The sequence below is a fragment of the Paraburkholderia sp. SIMBA_030 genome (assembly GCF_046535245.1).
GTDB lineage: Bacteria > Pseudomonadota > Gammaproteobacteria > Burkholderiales > Burkholderiaceae > Paraburkholderia.
In genome coordinates this window covers 15,531-31,176 of the sequence record NZ_JAWRXB010000023.1, presented here as the reverse complement: position 1 = coordinate 31,176, position 15,646 = coordinate 15,531, and the positions used below count along the sequence as shown (strand labels likewise).

General features: G+C 62.8%; 11 protein-coding genes. 7 read left to right on the top strand and 4 right to left on the bottom strand.

What is annotated here, in order from left to right:
- Positions 1–62: 62 nt before the first annotated feature.
- On the bottom strand, positions 63–242 hold the full coding sequence (locus SB772_RS31875) for a hypothetical protein (protein WP_410837126.1): 180 nt from the start codon (positions 240–242) through the stop codon (positions 63–65).
- Between the two features lie 51 nt (positions 243–293).
- Between SB772_RS31875 and SB772_RS31870 the strand changes: the two genes are divergently transcribed.
- The 3 genes from SB772_RS31870 (at position 294) to SB772_RS31860 (ending at position 3,716) form a co-directional block, all read left to right on the top strand.
- The gene (locus SB772_RS31870; RefSeq protein WP_410837125.1) at positions 294–1,685 is read left to right on the top strand and encodes a PLP-dependent aminotransferase family protein; all 1,392 of its coding nucleotides are present in this window, start codon (positions 294–296) and stop codon (positions 1,683–1,685) included.
- Between the two features lie 288 nt (positions 1,686–1,973).
- Positions 1,974–2,114 (top strand): hypothetical protein, encoded by a 141-nt coding sequence (locus SB772_RS31865; protein WP_410837225.1) that lies wholly within the window; start codon positions 1,974–1,976, stop codon positions 2,112–2,114.
- Between the two features lie 21 nt (positions 2,115–2,135).
- Positions 2,136–3,716, top strand: a complete 1,581-nt coding sequence (locus tag SB772_RS31860; RefSeq protein WP_410837124.1) for a methyl-accepting chemotaxis protein — start codon at positions 2,136–2,138, stop codon at positions 3,714–3,716.
- Positions 3,717–3,765: 49 nt separating this feature from the next.
- Here SB772_RS31860 and SB772_RS31855 read toward each other — a convergent pair whose 3' ends face one another.
- Together SB772_RS31855 and SB772_RS31850 are read right to left on the bottom strand one after the other, a co-directional pair.
- Entirely contained in the window at positions 3,766–4,146 is a 381-nt protein-coding gene (locus tag SB772_RS31855) for a DUF5594 family protein (protein ID WP_410837123.1), read from the bottom strand.
- Positions 4,147–4,919: 773 nt separating this feature from the next.
- A complete protein-coding gene (locus tag SB772_RS31850) occupies positions 4,920–5,837 on the bottom strand; it encodes a LysR family transcriptional regulator (RefSeq protein ID WP_410837122.1) in 918 nt (305 codons plus the stop codon).
- A gap of 140 nt (positions 5,838–5,977) precedes the next feature.
- On the opposite strand from SB772_RS31850, the gene SB772_RS31845 reads away from it, so the two are divergent.
- The 3 genes from SB772_RS31845 to SB772_RS31835 all read left to right on the top strand — a co-directional run bounded on the left by SB772_RS31845 (position 5,978) and on the right by SB772_RS31835 (position 10,544).
- Positions 5,978–8,098: a 3-hydroxyacyl-CoA dehydrogenase NAD-binding domain-containing protein gene (locus SB772_RS31845; protein WP_410837121.1), complete on the top strand. Its 2,121-nt coding sequence runs from the start codon at positions 5,978–5,980 to the stop codon at positions 8,096–8,098.
- A gap of 94 nt (positions 8,099–8,192) precedes the next feature.
- Entirely contained in the window at positions 8,193–9,401 is a 1,209-nt protein-coding gene (locus tag SB772_RS31840; protein WP_410837120.1) for an acyl-CoA dehydrogenase family protein, read from the top strand.
- A 12-nt stretch (positions 9,402–9,413) separates the two neighbouring features.
- Positions 9,414–10,544 (top strand): acyl-CoA dehydrogenase family protein, encoded by a 1,131-nt coding sequence (locus SB772_RS31835; RefSeq protein WP_410837119.1) that lies wholly within the window; start codon positions 9,414–9,416, stop codon positions 10,542–10,544.
- A 31-nt stretch (positions 10,545–10,575) separates the two neighbouring features.
- Here the strand turns inward: SB772_RS31835 and SB772_RS31830 are convergent, their stop codons facing one another.
- Complete coding sequence (locus tag SB772_RS31830) at positions 10,576–11,949, bottom strand: LLM class flavin-dependent oxidoreductase (protein WP_410837118.1); 1,374 nt, start codon at positions 11,947–11,949, stop codon at positions 10,576–10,578.
- Between the two features lie 437 nt (positions 11,950–12,386).
- Here SB772_RS31830 and SB772_RS31825 point away from each other — a divergent pair, with 437 nt between their 5' ends.
- Complete coding sequence (locus SB772_RS31825; RefSeq protein WP_410837117.1) at positions 12,387–14,906, top strand: DEAD/DEAH box helicase; 2,520 nt, start codon at positions 12,387–12,389, stop codon at positions 14,904–14,906.
- Positions 14,907–15,646 lie beyond the last annotated feature (740 nt).

Below are 15,646 nucleotides of genomic sequence, written 5' to 3'. Positions count from 1 at the left end.
GCGCTTCTCCTGATGCAACGCCCGTGCCATTGATCGGCCACGCCAATGCGATCAATCGGCAATCAATTCCGCCTCGATTCGAAGTGCGACTCGAAAATTTTTTTGGCGCGAAGCTTGCATAGAGCCGAGGCGTCGCGAGCAACGACGCCTGCACCGCGCCATCGCACCAGCCGGGTGCGGTTTTCCGGGGCGAACGTGTCGGCGTGGTGCACCCATTCACCACGGACGATCAATCCGATCATTGATCGCCTCGACATGCGATCACTTTTATCGACCTCCAGCCGAAGCCGAAAATGAACAGCCCGACACACCATTGGATCAAACGCCTCGCCGATATCCGCAAACCGGCTTACCTCGCGATTCCCGATCTGATCGAAGAAGATCTCGCCACCGGCCGTCTGCGTCCGCGCGACCGTCTGCCGGGTTTGCGCGATCTCGCGCTGGAACTCGCGCTGAACTACACCACCGTGGCGCGCGCGTATGCCGAAGCGAGAAAGCGCGGCCTGCTCGACTCGCGCGCCGGCAGTGGCACTTTCGTGCGCGGCCGCACGGCCACCTTGCCGCTGACCGGCGGAAGCAGCATCGAGATGTCGATGAATACGCCGCCCGAACCGCCCGACTATGCCGCGCGTTTGCGCGACTCGGCAGCGAAACTGATGACCGACAGCGATCCGTATCAGTTGCTGCGCTATCAGGACTTCGGCGGCTCGCCCGCCGACAAGGACGCCGGCGCCGAATGGCTGAAGCGGCGCGTGCCGCATTGCGATGCGCAGAACGTGCTGGTGTGCCCCGGCATCCACAGCGCGCTGGTGGCGCTCGTCTCGCAGCTCGCACGGCCCGGCGCCACGATCTGCCTCGACACGCTCGCCTATCCCGGCATCAAGGCAATCGCCGCGCAACTCGGTGTGCGCCTGCAAGCCTTGCCGCGCGACGACGAAGGCCCGCTCGCGCATGCATTCGAAGCGCTCTGCAAGACCGACAAGCCGAGCGCGTTCTATTGCAATCCGACACTGCAAAACCCAAGCACGCTGACGCTCACGCATAAACGCCGCGAAGCGCTCGCCGATGTCGCGTTGCGCTACAGCGTCCCGATCATCGAAGACGACGCCTACGCGATGCTGCCGCAGAGCGCACCCGATGCGCTCGCGAGCTTCGCGCCCGAACTCACGTACTACGTAACGGGTTTATCGAAGAGTCTCGGCGCCGGTTTGCGGGTTGCGCATCTGCATGCGCCGACACCGCGCCGGACGCAGCGTCTGGCCGGTGCGTTGCGTGCGACGACGGTGATGGCGAGCCCATTCACCGTCACGCTCGCGACGCAATGGCTCGCCGACGGCACCGCGCTGGATATGCTCAACGCGATCCGCAACGAATCGCGCGCACGCCAGGCGATTGCTTCGCGCATGCTCGAAGCATGGCCTTACGAAGCGCATCCAGACGGCTTTCATCTCTGGTTGCCGGTGCCGGTCGAAAGCGGTTGGAGCGCTTCCGAACTCGCGTTGCAACTGCGCAATCAGGGCATTGCCGCGGTCGCGGGCGCGGCGTTTTCCACCGATGGCAATCCGCCCAACGCCATGCGCGTGTGTCTCGGCGGCTCGAAGACGCGCGACGAGTGCGAAGAGGCGCTGCGCATCGTGGGCGAAACGCTCGACCATCCGCATCATCTGCATTCGCCGGTGATGTAAGACGATCCAACGCTAGCGTCTGGCAACCTTATCGTCAGACGAATACAGCGCTTGTCCCGCTCCATGCATGCCCCTGTGCATGTGCTGTTTCGGCATTCATTGAAGACGCCGCATCGGGTGAAAAATCTTGCAGCAACGCGGCACGCCACCACGCGCGGCTTACGCGGCGTTTGTCAGCCGCGGTAAGCGTCGTGCGCTCAAGTTCGGCCCGGCGCCGCCGTATACGTCTCAAGTGAGGCCCCCGCCTCGCCGACTCCGGCTCATCGCTTACTCCGAAAAACTCCCGACATGTTCTCCTCCATTCGCGCGCGCATCGTCGCCCTGTGCGTCGCCATCGTTGTGGTCGCGCCCGCGGCCAACGCGGTTCTCAACTACGTCGTCGCATCGCTAAGTCTCGCGAGCGCGGTGACGCAATTCAAGCTGAATTGAGCGCAAGCCAAAGGAATCTCTGTGTCGTTTTATAGAAATCTGAAGATCGCCATCAAGTTGGCGTTGCTCGGCGCGGTGCTGCTTGCCGCAACGATCGTGGTAGGTCTGGAAGGCTGGCATGCGCTGTCGAACACGCACACATTGCAGATCCAGTCGGCGCAAACGCTCAGCCAGTACGCGCAGGCTGCCGACACCGCACGCGTCGCGCAGGTCGAGTTCAAGAAGCAGGTGCAGGAGTGGAAGGACCTGTTGCTGCGCGGCGCGGATCCGGCTGCGTTCGCCAAATACCGTGACGCCTTCAACAAGGAAAGCGGCACGACGCACGCCGCGCTGCTGCGGCTCAAGGATCAGTTGGGCGCATTGGGCGTGAACCTCGACGGCGTCGACAAGGCGCTCGCCACCCACGCTTCGTTGCAAGACCGCTACCTCGACGCGCTCGCGCACTATGACGCGGCCGACCCGGGCAGCGCGCATACCGTCGACGGCCTGGTCAAAGGTATCGATCGCGCGCCGACCGCCGCCATCGACGAGATCGTCGCCTCGGTGATGCAGCAAGCGCAAGACTCCAGCGTGCGCACGAGCGCCGCCGCCGAGCAGTCGTACACGCTGGCCTGTGTGCTGTTGTTGACCGTCGTGCTCGGCGCGCTCGGCGTGGGCACGTTCGCGATCTGGTTCCTGAGCCGCAGCATCACGGTGCCGGTCAGGCAGGCGGTGGGCGTCGCGCAAGCGGTCGCCGCGGGCGATCTGCGCGCCGATGTGAGCGTCGTGAGCCGCGATGAAACCGGTCAACTGCTCGTCGCCCTCAACGAAATGAACCAGCGCTTGCGCCATATCGTCAGCGAAATCCGCGAAGGCGCGACCACGATTTCGTCGGCGACGCAGGAGATCGCCGCGGGCAACCTCGACTTGTCGGCGCGCACCGAACAGCAGGCAGCCTCGCTCGAAGAAACCGCCGCGTCGATGCAGCATTTCACCGGCTCGGTCCAGCGCAACGCCAGCAACGCCCATGAAGCCACCACGCTCGCCCGGACCGCCGCGCAAGCGGCCCGTGACGGTGGCGCGGTGATGACCGACGCGGTGCGCACGATGGGACAGATCGACGCCGCCTCCAAACGCATCGTCGATATCATCGCCGTGGTCGAGGCGATCGCCGCGCAGACCAATATTCTGGCGCTCAACGCAGCGGTTGAAGCCGCTCGTGCCGGCTCCCAGGGGCGCGGCTTCGCGGTGGTCGCGAGCGAAGTGCGCAGTCTCGCGCAACGTTCGGCCGATGCCGCGCGCGAAATCAAGGCGCTGATTCGCGAGTCGGTTGCGACGATCGACGCCGGCACGCAACTGATCAACCACGCGAGCCACACGATGGACGGCGTGGTAGAAAGCGCCGGCAGCGTGACGCGCATCGTCGAGGCCATTGCGACTGCCAGCGTCGATCAGGCGGCCGGCATTGCCGAAGTCAACGATGCGCTCACGCAGATGGACCAGGTAACGCAGAGCAATGCGGCACTCGTCGAGCAAGCCGCCGCGGCGGCTGACGCGGTGCAGGGCAAAGCGGCGGGTCTGGTGCAGAGCGTGAGCTTCTTCCGGCTCGGCGCGGCGGTCTAAGAGAGTAAGTGCATAAAGGCTCGAGCGCCGTGTGTTGCTCGCACGGCGCTTACGACTCGAAGTCGAGTCCGCCGATCAACGCCACGGCTTCAGCCTGCGTATGCGAGAGAAAATCCAGTTCGCGCGCGTGGCGCCATGCTTCGAGCTTGTGCGGCAGCGCCGCCAGATAGCCGGCGAAGCGCGCCTGCCCTCCCGCCCCCATCAGCCGTTCGATCTCGTCGCTATCCCAGGTCAAGTACAGGTCCAGCGGATGAGGATAGCGGCGCGGGCCTTCGAGCGGTGCGGCGTGAATGCGCACGCGCGTCGGGTGTCCATGCCCGCGATAAGGCAGCACCTCGGTGTGCACGGTCGTGGCGAAACAGGCCGCGATCGCCTCGGCAATACGAGGTGCGAACTGTTGATCGAACTGGGCGGCGCTTTCTGGACTCATCTATGTCTCCGATGTTCTGCGCAAAGTGCGGAGCATCGTAGCATGCGGGAACTGTCGCACATGTCACCTGGCACGCCACTGTTGCGCCGAAGGATATGCGATATGCCGACTGTAGGGCGTCGATGGCAGCCTGCTCGTTCACCCTGCGCGCTTATTCCGTTGGGCCCGACCGGCGCGCCACCGAATGAGCAATCCGACGAGAGCCGCGAACGCGGCGGTAACCGCATAGCCGGCGAGCCGAATGGCGTCTTCGCTGGGTAGGCGGGAGACCAGCACAACGACGACGGCTAGTGCGAGCATCGCTAGAAATCCGATCATCAATTTCATCGCCCCCACCTCCCCGAAAGTTCTGAAGTGTTCTGAAGTATTACCTCGAACTGGCCCGCCGAAAGCCCCGCTAGTCGCCCAAGCATACCTGTGCGCGACGCACCCGGTGCAGTCGGGGAAACCAGACTGTCCCAGAACACCCAACGGTTTTGGAAGTACCCTTCGGCGCGCGCAGCGCCGCCGGAAGAATGACGGCCTTGTCACCAGCATGGAATGCGCGAGGGCACAGATTCCAGATGCTCCACTGCCGCCTCCAAGCCAGGGGACCCGCTTAAGGGTTAGCGGTGTGAAGCCGCTTTCTTTTGCCTACTTTTCTTTGCGGCCGGCAAAGAAAAGTAGGTGCCCCCGCACAGGGGGAACGCTAATAAACCAATATCAATTCAAGGAAAGGCCAACACCGCAGGCACACAGACATGAGCGCCGCGCAGGCAAACAAAAGAACTCCTTCACTGCGGCTCAAGCAGTCCTCCTCTCCCGCTCCCCCTCGCCTGCTCGAGCACGAACTCGATGAACGTGGACGCTGCCCGAGTGTGATGCCGATTCGGCATATACAGCATGTACATATGCGTGCCAAAGATACTAAGCCGCCACTCATCGAGTGCAGTCACCACATCACCACGCCGCAAATCCTCCTGCACCACATAATCGGGCACGAGCCCCACACCGAGACCAGCAAGCACAGCCTGCCGTAAAAACAAAAAATTCTCCGAAATAATCGCAGGCTCCAGCAGCACCTCGTGCCGCTCATCGCGCAGATAGGCGGCCACGCGCAACTGCCTTCCGACCACTGCCGCGGTGATCAGCGGCGCGGTCCGCAGTTCGTCAAGCTTCTCCGGCATGCCATGGCTCTGAGCAAAAGCCGGCGAAGCACAAGCGACATAACTCACCGACCCCATATCCCGCGCGACCAGATTCTGCGGCGGCTCCGACATCACCCTTACCGCGATATCGACCTCGTCGCGCATCAAATCCTCGACGCGATTCTCGAACATCACATCCAGCACGATGCCCGGATAAAGACGCTTGAACGCAATCAACCAGTCCGACATCACCAGTTGCCCATAACCGCTCGGCACGCTCAACCGCACCCGCCCCTGCAAGCTTTGCCCGAGCGTAGTCACCGATTCGCGCGCAGCCAGCAGCGCGTTCTGAATCGTGCGGCCGTGCTCGTACAACTGCAGACCGATTTCAGTCGGCTCGACCCGCCGCGTGGTGCGCCTCACCAGTTGCAGTCCGATCGAGCGTTCGAGCTGGTTCAGGTGGTAACTCACGTTCGCGCGGCTCATCTTCAGACGGCGCGCGGCTTCACTGAGATTGCCCGCGTCGAGGATGTCCACCAGCAAGGTCAACGAATTGACGTCCATGACGATGCCTTTGTCAAAATAATTTTGACAGTCTGTCAACGACCCATGTAATTGTCAATAAACCTTGTCCAACCGACAATCAGGACAATCAGAGAATTCGCCAGACCGGTATGTCCGGATAACCGTCAGGAGACAAGGTCATGACCCTCAACCCTTCGGCCGACGTCGTGACGCGCGCAATGCGCGGCAAGGTGCTGCTGGTGACGATCGACCACGCGCCGGTCAATGCCCTCAGCACCGATGTGCGGCGCGGCCTGCTCGCCGCGATTGAAGCAGCGGATGCCGACCAGGCCGTCGAGGCGGTGCTGATCGTCGGCGCCGGCCGCAACTTCATCGCCGGCGCGGATATTCGCGAGTTCGGCAAGCCGCCGGTTCCGCCCTCGCTGCCGGACGTGTGCAACAGGATCGAAGCATGCAGCAAGCCGGTCGTGGCGGCGATTCACGGCGCCGCGCTCGGCGGCGGCCTGGAGGTGGCGCTGGCAGCCCACTATCGGCTCGCCGTCGAAGGCGCGAAGCTCGGTTTGCCGGAAGTGCAACTCGGTCTGCTGCCCGGCGCGGGCGGCACGCAACGCACGCCGCGTCTGGTGGGCGCACAGGCCGCGCTCGATCTGATTTTGAGCGGCCGGCACATCGGCGCGAAAGAAGCGCACGCGCTGGGTCTGATCGACCGCCTCGGCAGCGGCGGCGACATCCTCGCCGAGGGGCTCGCCTATGCGCACGAACTGCTGGCCGCGCACGCGCCGGTACGACGCACGCGAGACGCCAACGCGCTGACGGACCGCGCCGCCAGCCTCGCCGCAATTGCCACGGCACGTGCGGAAACGGCAAAGAAGTCGCGCGGCCTGTTCTCACCGATGAAAATCGTCGACGCGATCGAAGCCGCCATCGAACAGCCTTTCGAAGCCGGCCTGCGCCTTGAACGCCAACTCTTTCTGCAGTGCATCGACAGCCCGCAACGCGCGGGGCTGATCCACGCGTTCTTTGCCGAACGCGAAGTGCTCAAGGCACCGGAAACCCGCGACGCGAAACCGCGCGCACTCGGCAAGATCGGCGTGGTGGGCGGCGGCACGATGGGCGCGGGCATCGCGGTCGCGGTACTCGACGCCGGCTTGCCGGTGACGATGATCGAACGCGACGACGCGTCGCTAGCGCGTGGCCGCGCGCACATCGAAAAAGTCTACGACGGTCTGATTGCCAAAGGTCGTATGAATGCCGCGGCGAAAGCGGACGTGATGACGCGCTGGAGCGGCAGCACTTCATACGACGCGCTCGCCGACGCCGATCTGGCGATCGAAGCCGTCTTCGAAGACATGTCGGTCAAACAGGCCGTGTTCGCCGAACTCGACCGCGTTTGCAAAGCCGGTGCTGTGCTTGCAACGAACACGTCGTACCTCGACATCGACGCGCTCGCCGCCAGCATCTCGCGTCCCGCGGACGTGATCGGTCTGCACTTTTTCTCCCCCGCCAACATCATGAAGCTGCTGGAAGTGGTCGTGCCGGGACAAGTCAGCGCGGACGTGGTCGCCACCGCGTTCGAACTCGCGAAAAGGCTGCGCAAGACGCCGGTGCGCGCGGGCGTGTGCGACGGATTCATCGGCAACCGCGTGCTCGCCGTGTATCGTGCCGCCGCCGACGCGATGATGGAAGACGGTGCGTCGCCCTATCAGATCGACCAGGCCGTGCGCGACTTCGGCTTCCCGATGGGACCGTTTCAGGTGGTCGATCTGGCGGGCGGCGACATCGGTTGGGCCACGCGCAAGCGCCGCGCCGCCACCCGCAATCCTGATGCTCGCTACGTGCAGATCGCCGACCGTCTGTGCGAACGCGGCTGGTTCGGTCAGAAGACCGGCCGCGGTTTTTATCTGTATGCCGAAGGTTCACGCGGCGGCATGCCCGATCCTGAAGTCGAAGCGATCATCGACGCCGAACGCAAACGCACCGGCGTCACGCCGCGCAGCTTCACCGACGAAGAAATCATGCGCCGCTATATGGCCGCGATGATCAACGAAGGCGCCAACGTCGTGCATGAAGGCATCGCGCTACGGCCGCTCGACGTGGACGTCACTTTCCTGTACGGCTACGGTTTTCCGCGTTATCGCGGCGGCCCGATGAAATACGCGGACATGGTGGGTCTACCGACGATCCTCGCCGACATCCGCGAGTTCGCCAAAGAAGACCCGCTGTTCTGGCAACCGTCGCCGTTGCTCGTGGAACTGGTCGAACGCGGCGCCGATTTCGCGAGCCTCAATCAGACAGTTTGAGACGGCTTGTCAAGACGGCGCGTCGTTGACAGCACATCGACAGGGCGCGACGCGCTCGCCGTCTGTCCGTTCGATATCTACGGAAGAAACCGCTATGGATCTGAACTTGACCCCTGAAGAAGAAGCCTTCCGCGCTGAAGTACTCGGCTTCCTGCGCGACAAACGCCCGCGGCGTCTCGCCGACAAGGTGCACGGCGGCCGCCGCCTGACGCGCGCCGACATGGCCGAATGGCACGCGATCCTCAACGCGCAAGGCTGGCTCGCCAATCACTGGCCGAAAGAGTACGGCGGCCCGGGTTGGAATGCGGTGCAGAAATTCATCTTCGAGAACGAATGCGCGCTGGCGGGCGCGCCGCGCGTCGTGCCGTTCGGCGTCAACATGCTCGGGCCGGTGCTGATCAAATACGGCAACGAGGCGCAAAAGCGCTACTGGCTGCCGCGCATTCTCGACGGCTCCGACTGGTGGTGCCAGGGCTACTCGGAACCCGGTGCCGGCTCCGATCTCGCCTCGGTCAAGACCACCGCCGTGCGCGGCGCCGATGCGCAAGGCGAGCACTACATCGTCAACGGCCAGAAGACGTGGACCACGCTCGGCCACTACGCGAACATGATCTTCTGCCTGGTGCGCAGCGCCACCGACGTGCGCAAGCAGGAAGGCATCAGCTTCCTGCTGATCGACATGAATACGCCTGGCGTCGACGTGCGGCCGATCATCACGCTCGACGGCGAGCACGAAGTCAACGAGGTGTTCTTCACCGACGTGCGCGTGCCGGTTGAGAACCTCGTCGGCGAAGAGAACAAGGGCTGGACTTACGCCAAGTACCTGCTCACGTACGAGCGTACCAATATCGCGGGCGTCGGCTTCTCGGTCGCCGCGTTCAATCGACTGCGCAAGATCGCCGCGAAGCAGTTGCGCCACGGCCGGCCGCTTGCGGAAGACCCGCAGTTCGCGGCCCGCATGGCGCGCGTCGAGATCGATCTGGAGAACATGAAGACCACCAACCTGCGCGTGATCGCGGCGGTGGCCGGCGGCGGCGTGCCGGGCGCGGAGAGTTCGATGCTGAAGATTCGCGGCACCGAGATTCGCCAGGAGATCTCGTCGCTTACGCGACGAGCGATGGGACCGTACGCGCAACCCTTCATCGAGGAAGCATTGCACGACGGTTTCGCGGGCACGCCCGTCGGCCCCGACGAGGCCGCCAGCGCCGCTTCGCTCTACTTCAATAACCGCAAGCTGTCGATCTTCGGCGGCTCCAACGAAATCCAGAAGAACATCATTTCCAAAATGATTCTGGGATTGTAAGGGGCGCACCTCATGAATTTCCAGCACACCGAAGACCGCCGCATGCTGGCGGATACGCTTGATCGCTTCGTCAGCGACCAATACGGTTTCGAGACGCGCGACAAGATCGCGCGCTCGGCGGAAGGATTCAGTACCGAACTGTGGAATCGCTTCGCAGAACTTGGCATTATCGGTGCGTTGTTCGATGAAGCGCATAGCGGTTTTGGCGGCGGCGGTTTCGATATCGCCGTGGTGTTCGAGAGCCTCGGCCGTGGCCTCGTGGTCGAGCCGTTTCTCGACACGCTGATCGTCGGCCAGGCCATCGTACGCAGCGGCAACGATACGCAGAAAGCTGCGCTTGCCGCGTTGATCGACGGCTCGCGGATCGTCGCACTCGCGCATGGCGAGCCTGATAGTCACTATGAACTGTCACGCGTGACGACCCGTGCGGCGCGCAGCGGCGAAGCATGGCAGCTGAACGGCGCGAAAGCCGTGGTTCAGCACGGCGAGCGTGCCGGGTCGTATCTGGTCTCCGCGCGCACCCACGGCGCGGACGACGCCGAAGACGGCGTCACGCTGTTTCTCGTGCCTCGCGATGCAGCAGGCGTGAGCGTGCGCGGCTACGGCAAGATCGACGGAGGACGCGCGGCTGAAGTCATGTTCGACAATGTCGTGCTCGATGATGACGCGTTGCTCGGCGTGGCCGGCGAAGGCTTTGCGACGCTCGAATACGGCATTGGCTGCGGCGTGCTGGCGTTGTGTTCCGAAGCCGTCGGCGCGATGGATGTCGCCAAGGAGTACACGCTCGAGTATCTGCGTACCCGTAAGCAGTTCGGTGTACCGATCGGAAGCTTCCAGGCGTTGCAACATCGGATGGCTGATCTGCTGCTCGAGATCGAACAGGCGCGCTCAGCGGTGATCAATGCCGCTGCAGGGCTCGCGGCTGAGCGCAAGGTGCGGGAGCGGGCGCTTTCTGCGGCCAAATTTAGTATTGGGCGGATTGGCAGGCTGGTTGCCGAAGAGTGTATTCAGTTGCATGGCGGTATCGGTATGACGTGGGAGTTGCCGCTTGCCCACTATGCCAAACGGTTGGTGATGATCGATCATCAGCTTGGGGATGAGGATCATCATCTTGAACGGTATATTTCGCTTGGGTGTGGGTGAGGTGTGCTGTTTGTTGTTCTGTGTGTCTCCATCAAACCGGCAAGCCCCGCCTCAAAGCCGCACCGACATGCTCGTCCGACAGATGCGCTCGCCCGCTGCCGAACAGTTTTTCGCGCAACGTGCCTTCGGCGTAGGCGGTCTTGTACGCACCGCGTTCCTGCAACTCGGGAATCACCAGATCGATGAAGTCGCTATAGCATTCCGGCGTGACGGTCCGTGCCAGGTTAAAACCGTCGATATCGGTTTGCTCGATCCACCCGATCAGCTCACCGGCAACCTGCGTAGGAGTGCCGACAATCACCGGATAGCGGCCGCCTAATTGCAGTTCTTCGTGCAGAATCTGCGCGACAGTGCGCTCCTTGCCCGCGCCGGTGAGATTCTTCATCACCGATTCGATTGCGTTGTTTTTTGCGTAGCGAATCGGCTCGTCCGGCGCGTAGCGAGAAAAATCGATGCCGCTCGAACTGGCATAGTGCACAAGACCTGCTTCCGGGCTCGCGTAGCGCACGTATTCAGCGTACTTTTCACGCGCTTCTTCTTCGGTCGGTGCGACGATGACGGACAGACCCATGAAGAACTTGATGTCCTCGGGATTGCGTCCTTCGTTGCGTACTGCGGCGCGCACGTCGGCCACCAGTTGCTTCAGCGCGGCCGGCCTCTGCTGCGAAACGAACACGCACTCCGCATGGCGCGCCGCGAACTGCTGACCGCGCCCCGACGAGCCCGCCTGAAAAATGACTGGCGTGCGTTGCGGGGACGGCTCGGACAGGTGATAACCGTCGACGTTGTAGTACTGCCCGCGATGCTCTATCCGATGCACCTTGGCTGGATCCGCATAGATGCGGGCCTCGCGGTCGGCTCGCACCGCGCCCTCCTCCCAACTGCCTTCCCACAGCTTATAGGCGACTTCGAGGAATTCGTCGGCGCGATCGTAGCGCTCGTCATGCGCGATCTGCTGGCCGAGTCCCATCGCCCGGGCCGCGCTTTCGAGGTAACCGGTGACGACGTTCCAGCCGACCCGGCCGCCGCTCAGATGATCGAGCGTGGAGAAGCGGCGCGCGAGCAGATACGGCAATTCATAAGTCAGGTTGACAGTCACGCCGAAGCCGAGATGCTGCGTGACGGCGGCCATCGCCGGCACGGTCAGCAAGGGATCGTTGACCGGCAACTGGATCGACTCCTTCAGCGGCAGTTCGACCGATTGCTGATATACGTCGTACACGCCGACGATATCCGCGATGAACAGGCCATCGAATAAACCGCGCTCGAGCAGCTTCGCGAGATCGGTCCAGTACGACAGCGTCTTGTAGTCCACCGACCGATCGCGCGGATGCGTCCACAATCCGTGATTGATATGGCCCACGCAATTCATGTTGAACGCGTTCAGCAGAATCTGCTTCGTCATGACGATATGTTCCGGTGTTGGCTGTGATTCGCGGAAGGTTCAGGTCGTGCCGCTTCGCGCAGGCAGGCGCCTACAGCCATCAGGAGACACTATGAAAGAGACGTGGCCGAACCCGAACCAATTAATTGTCATTTCTAAAGAAGCGTCGGTTTGGTCGCTGGGGCTGGGGCTGTCACGCCGGCGTACCGCGCATTCGACCAGACACCGCGCGCCTCGCTGTCATTCAGGCGGGACGAACACAAGGAGCCGACGTCGGACAGGAGAGCAGTGGAGACGCCGATGGCGCATTTGATCCCGGATGGTCTCTGCTCCATATGCAGCATTGCGCGTTTCATCAGGACGTGCACGCGGAAAGGAGGCGACTTATCGCGGAGCGAGTCAGCGTGGCCACGGACCAATGCTAAAGTTCGTCTTTTCCGTTTCCGCCAAGGAACTGCATGCCGACCGCCAAGGACGCCTCGGGCCGCGCCAGCGCCCGGAAACCGGCTACACGCAAGACGAGTGCTGAACCGCGACTTTCCCGGCAACGTCGCCCCGAGGCACTTTCGGTTGAGGAGTGGCAGACCCAGTTGCGCCGCCAGTTTGGCCGAGAACAGACTTTCCTGCTGGAAAATTTGGGCAACGATCCAGTGTTCTCGGAATTCGCCGTGACCAATCCGGCAAGCGGGGGGCGCTACCGGGTCGCCATACGCGGCGCCCACCCGGGCGAAAGTTATTGTTCGTGTCCCGATTTCGCCACGAACGACCTCGGCACCTGCAAACATATCGAATTCACGCTCGGCCGCCTCGCTGCAAAACGAGGTGGAAACGCTGCGTTAAAGCGTGGCTTCCAGCCATCCTATAGCGAGATATTCCTCGATTACGCCGGCCAACGCAGCGTTCGCTGGCGTAGCGGCCTTGACTGCCCGCGCCGTTTGCAGAAGCAGGCGGCCACCTTGTTTGAGCCGGCAAACGGTTGGCGCCTCGCGCTGCAACGCTATGCGGATCTTGAAACCTTCGTCGCCGCGGCCGCCAGACTCGGTCATGAAGTGCGCTGCTACGATGATGCCCTCGCCTTCGTCGCCGAAATCCGCGATGCGAAAGCTCGCCAGTTCGTCCTGGCCGACGCCTACCCGCGAGGCGCCGACACCCCGCAACTGGCGAATTTGCTGAAGGTTCCCCTGTATCCCTATCAGATCCAAGGCGCGTTGTTTGCCGCCCGCGCTGGCCGCGCGCTGATCGGTGATGAAATGGGTCTCGGCAAGACCATTCAGGCAATCGGCGCCGTCGAACTTTTTGCTCGGCATTTCGGTGCCGAGCGGATACTGGTGGTCTGCCCCACCTCGCTCAAGCATCAGTGGCAGCGCGAATTCAGCCGCTTCACCGATCGTTCGTCCGAGGTCATCGGCGGCTTGCGCCCGGCGCGCCAAGCGATGTACCGAAACGACAGTTTCTGCAAAATCGCCAACTACGAAACGCTGGCGCGCGATATGGATCTGATTCAGGCCTGGGCGCCCGATGTGGTCATCGTCGACGAGGCCCAGCGCATCAAGAACTGGAACACGGCGGCCGCCCGGGCCCTAAAGCGCATCGCCAGTCCCTATGCCGTGGTCCTCACGGGCACGCCACTGGAAAACCGACTCGAGGAACTGATCTCGATCGTCCAGTTCGTCGACCAGCATCGGCTGGGCCCGACCTGGCGCTTACTGCACGAGCACCAGCAGCGCGACGACCACGGTCGCGTCATCGGTTACAAGGCACTGGACAAGGTGGGCGCGGCCCTGTCCGAGATCATGCTGCGTCGGCGTAAGACCGAGGTACTGGAACAACTGCCGCCGCGGGTGGACAACACGCTATTCGTTGCGATGACGCCTTTGCAACGCACGCTTCATGATGAAAACGGCGACATCGTCGCGCGCATCGTCAAGCGCTGGCGACGCACCGGCTATTTGTCCGAAGCCGATCAACGCCGGCTGACTTGTTGTTTGCAAAATATGCGCATGGCGTGTAACAGCTCATACCTGCTGGACCGGGAGACCGACGACGGCGCGAAGGCCGATGAGTTGGTGACGCTCATGGAAGATTTGTTCGAGCAGCCTGACGCCAAGGTGGTGGTATTCAGCCAGTGGGTGCGCACTCTCGAACTCGTCATCCGTCGCCTGGACGCCCGTGGCTGGGGCCATGTCCTGTTCCATGGTGGTGTGCCGGGCGACAAGCGCGGTGCGCTGGTGGATCGCTTCCATAACGATCCAGATTGCCGCGTTTTCCTGTCTACGGACGCAGGCGGCGTCGGCCTTAATCTGCAGCATGCCGCGGCGACCGTTGTCAACATGGACCTGCCTTGGAATCCGGCCGTGCTCGAACAGCGCATCGGCCGCGTACACCGACTGGGCCAGACCCGTGGCGTGCAGGTGGTGAACTTCGTCGCCCAAGGTACTATCGAGGAGGGCATGCTGTCGGTGCTCGCCTTCAAGAAATCGCTCTTCGGGGGGGTCCTCGACGGCGGCGAGAGCGAAATCTTCCTGCATGGCACGCGGCTATCGAAATTCATGGAGAGCGTCGAGCAGGTTACCGCGGCGGTGGGCGAAGCCGAAGCACCCGAAGAGCCACCGACGAGCGCATGCCCGCAAGACCAAGAAGCGCCACGACGGCAGGAACCCGCAGGCGGACCCCATGCGAGCGGCGCCGAAGAAAACGACGTTCTGCTGCTCTCAGCTGCACCACAGGCCGCAGCCGGCGCAGAGCACGCGCCTGGTGCTCTGGCCAACCCCTGGGCGCCGCTGCTCGATGCCGGCCTGAAATTGGTCGAAAGCCTTGCCGCTAATCAATCTGGGACGGCCGGTACGCAGACACCGACATGGCTAGAAACCGACCGCCAATCCGGTAAGACCTACCTGAAGATACCCATTCCCGAACCCGAGGCGGTCCAGCACCTCGCAAACGCACTCCAGGGGTTGCTCGCAGGGTTACGCCGCTGAGATAACGCTGGCGAGGGAGCCCGCGACCACTTTGTTGTCTATGCGGCTGGCGTGGTCAGAACGGCCAGCGACCGAAGCACAATCTGAGTGAAGACGATCGTACTGCGGTCGAATGCGATCGACTACTCGCCGGCCGACCTCCGAACGTCCTCCATCACATCCGCGCGGTCACCGCCATGTGACAGTCCAGGCTGACGTTGCCGTTTCAGAATGACTAGCCTCATGCCTGTGCTCAGCACAGGATTCGGCTGTCCTCCGGCGACTCTGCTGGCCCGCGCTGCGCTGCTCCGTCGGGCTCCGTGAACCGTGCCTCCAAGGCGTCGTCCTTGCTTGCTCGAAGCATTGCTGCGACCAGCACACCAAAGCACGCGCCAAAGGATCCCCCCACGCCCAAGCCAAGTAAGAATTCCATCGTTTTCCCCCGTTGCAATTGATTGCAGGATAGAAGCCAACCGTTCATTCGCCACCGGTGAGGGGCGCGCGCTCGAAATAACGCAACCCTGCGCAGCACTATCCTGATACCCCTAGCGCGTCACACCATCCTCGCCAATGTCGACTGCGATCACGCCGCGCTGATAGCGCTCGCGGTTGTTGCCTTTCGATCGTCGCGCGTGATGCGAGAGACTAAATGACAAGGATCACGTTGAGGACGCAGGACGTATTTTCGTTTCCCGTCCTGCGGGAAATGCGAATGACATGTTGCCGACCTGGCGACGCGTTCATCCGGAGCGTCGTCGAAC

Bases quoted from the DNA above. Each gene is read 5' to 3' on its own strand.
- SB772_RS31875 (WP_410837126.1), bottom strand. From the start codon at position 242: ATGATCGGATTGATCGTCCGTGGTGAATGGGTGCACCACGCCGACACG.
- SB772_RS31870 (WP_410837125.1), top strand. From the start codon at position 294: ATGAACAGCCCGACACACCATTGGATCAAACGCCTCGCCGATATCCGC.
- SB772_RS31865 (WP_410837225.1), top strand. From the start codon at position 1,974: ATGTTCTCCTCCATTCGCGCGCGCATCGTCGCCCTGTGCGTCGCCATC.
- SB772_RS31855 (WP_410837123.1), bottom strand. From the start codon at position 4,146: ATGAGTCCAGAAAGCGCCGCCCAGTTCGATCAACAGTTCGCACCTCGT.
- SB772_RS31850 (WP_410837122.1), bottom strand. From the start codon at position 5,837: ATGGACGTCAATTCGTTGACCTTGCTGGTGGACATCCTCGACGCGGGC.
- SB772_RS31845 (WP_410837121.1), top strand. From the start codon at position 5,978: ATGACCCTCAACCCTTCGGCCGACGTCGTGACGCGCGCAATGCGCGGC.
- SB772_RS31840 (WP_410837120.1), top strand. From the start codon at position 8,193: ATGGATCTGAACTTGACCCCTGAAGAAGAAGCCTTCCGCGCTGAAGTA.
- SB772_RS31835 (WP_410837119.1), top strand. From the start codon at position 9,414: ATGAATTTCCAGCACACCGAAGACCGCCGCATGCTGGCGGATACGCTT.
- SB772_RS31830 (WP_410837118.1), bottom strand. From the start codon at position 11,949: ATGACGAAGCAGATTCTGCTGAACGCGTTCAACATGAATTGCGTGGGC.
- SB772_RS31825 (WP_410837117.1), top strand. From the start codon at position 12,387: ATGCCGACCGCCAAGGACGCCTCGGGCCGCGCCAGCGCCCGGAAACCG.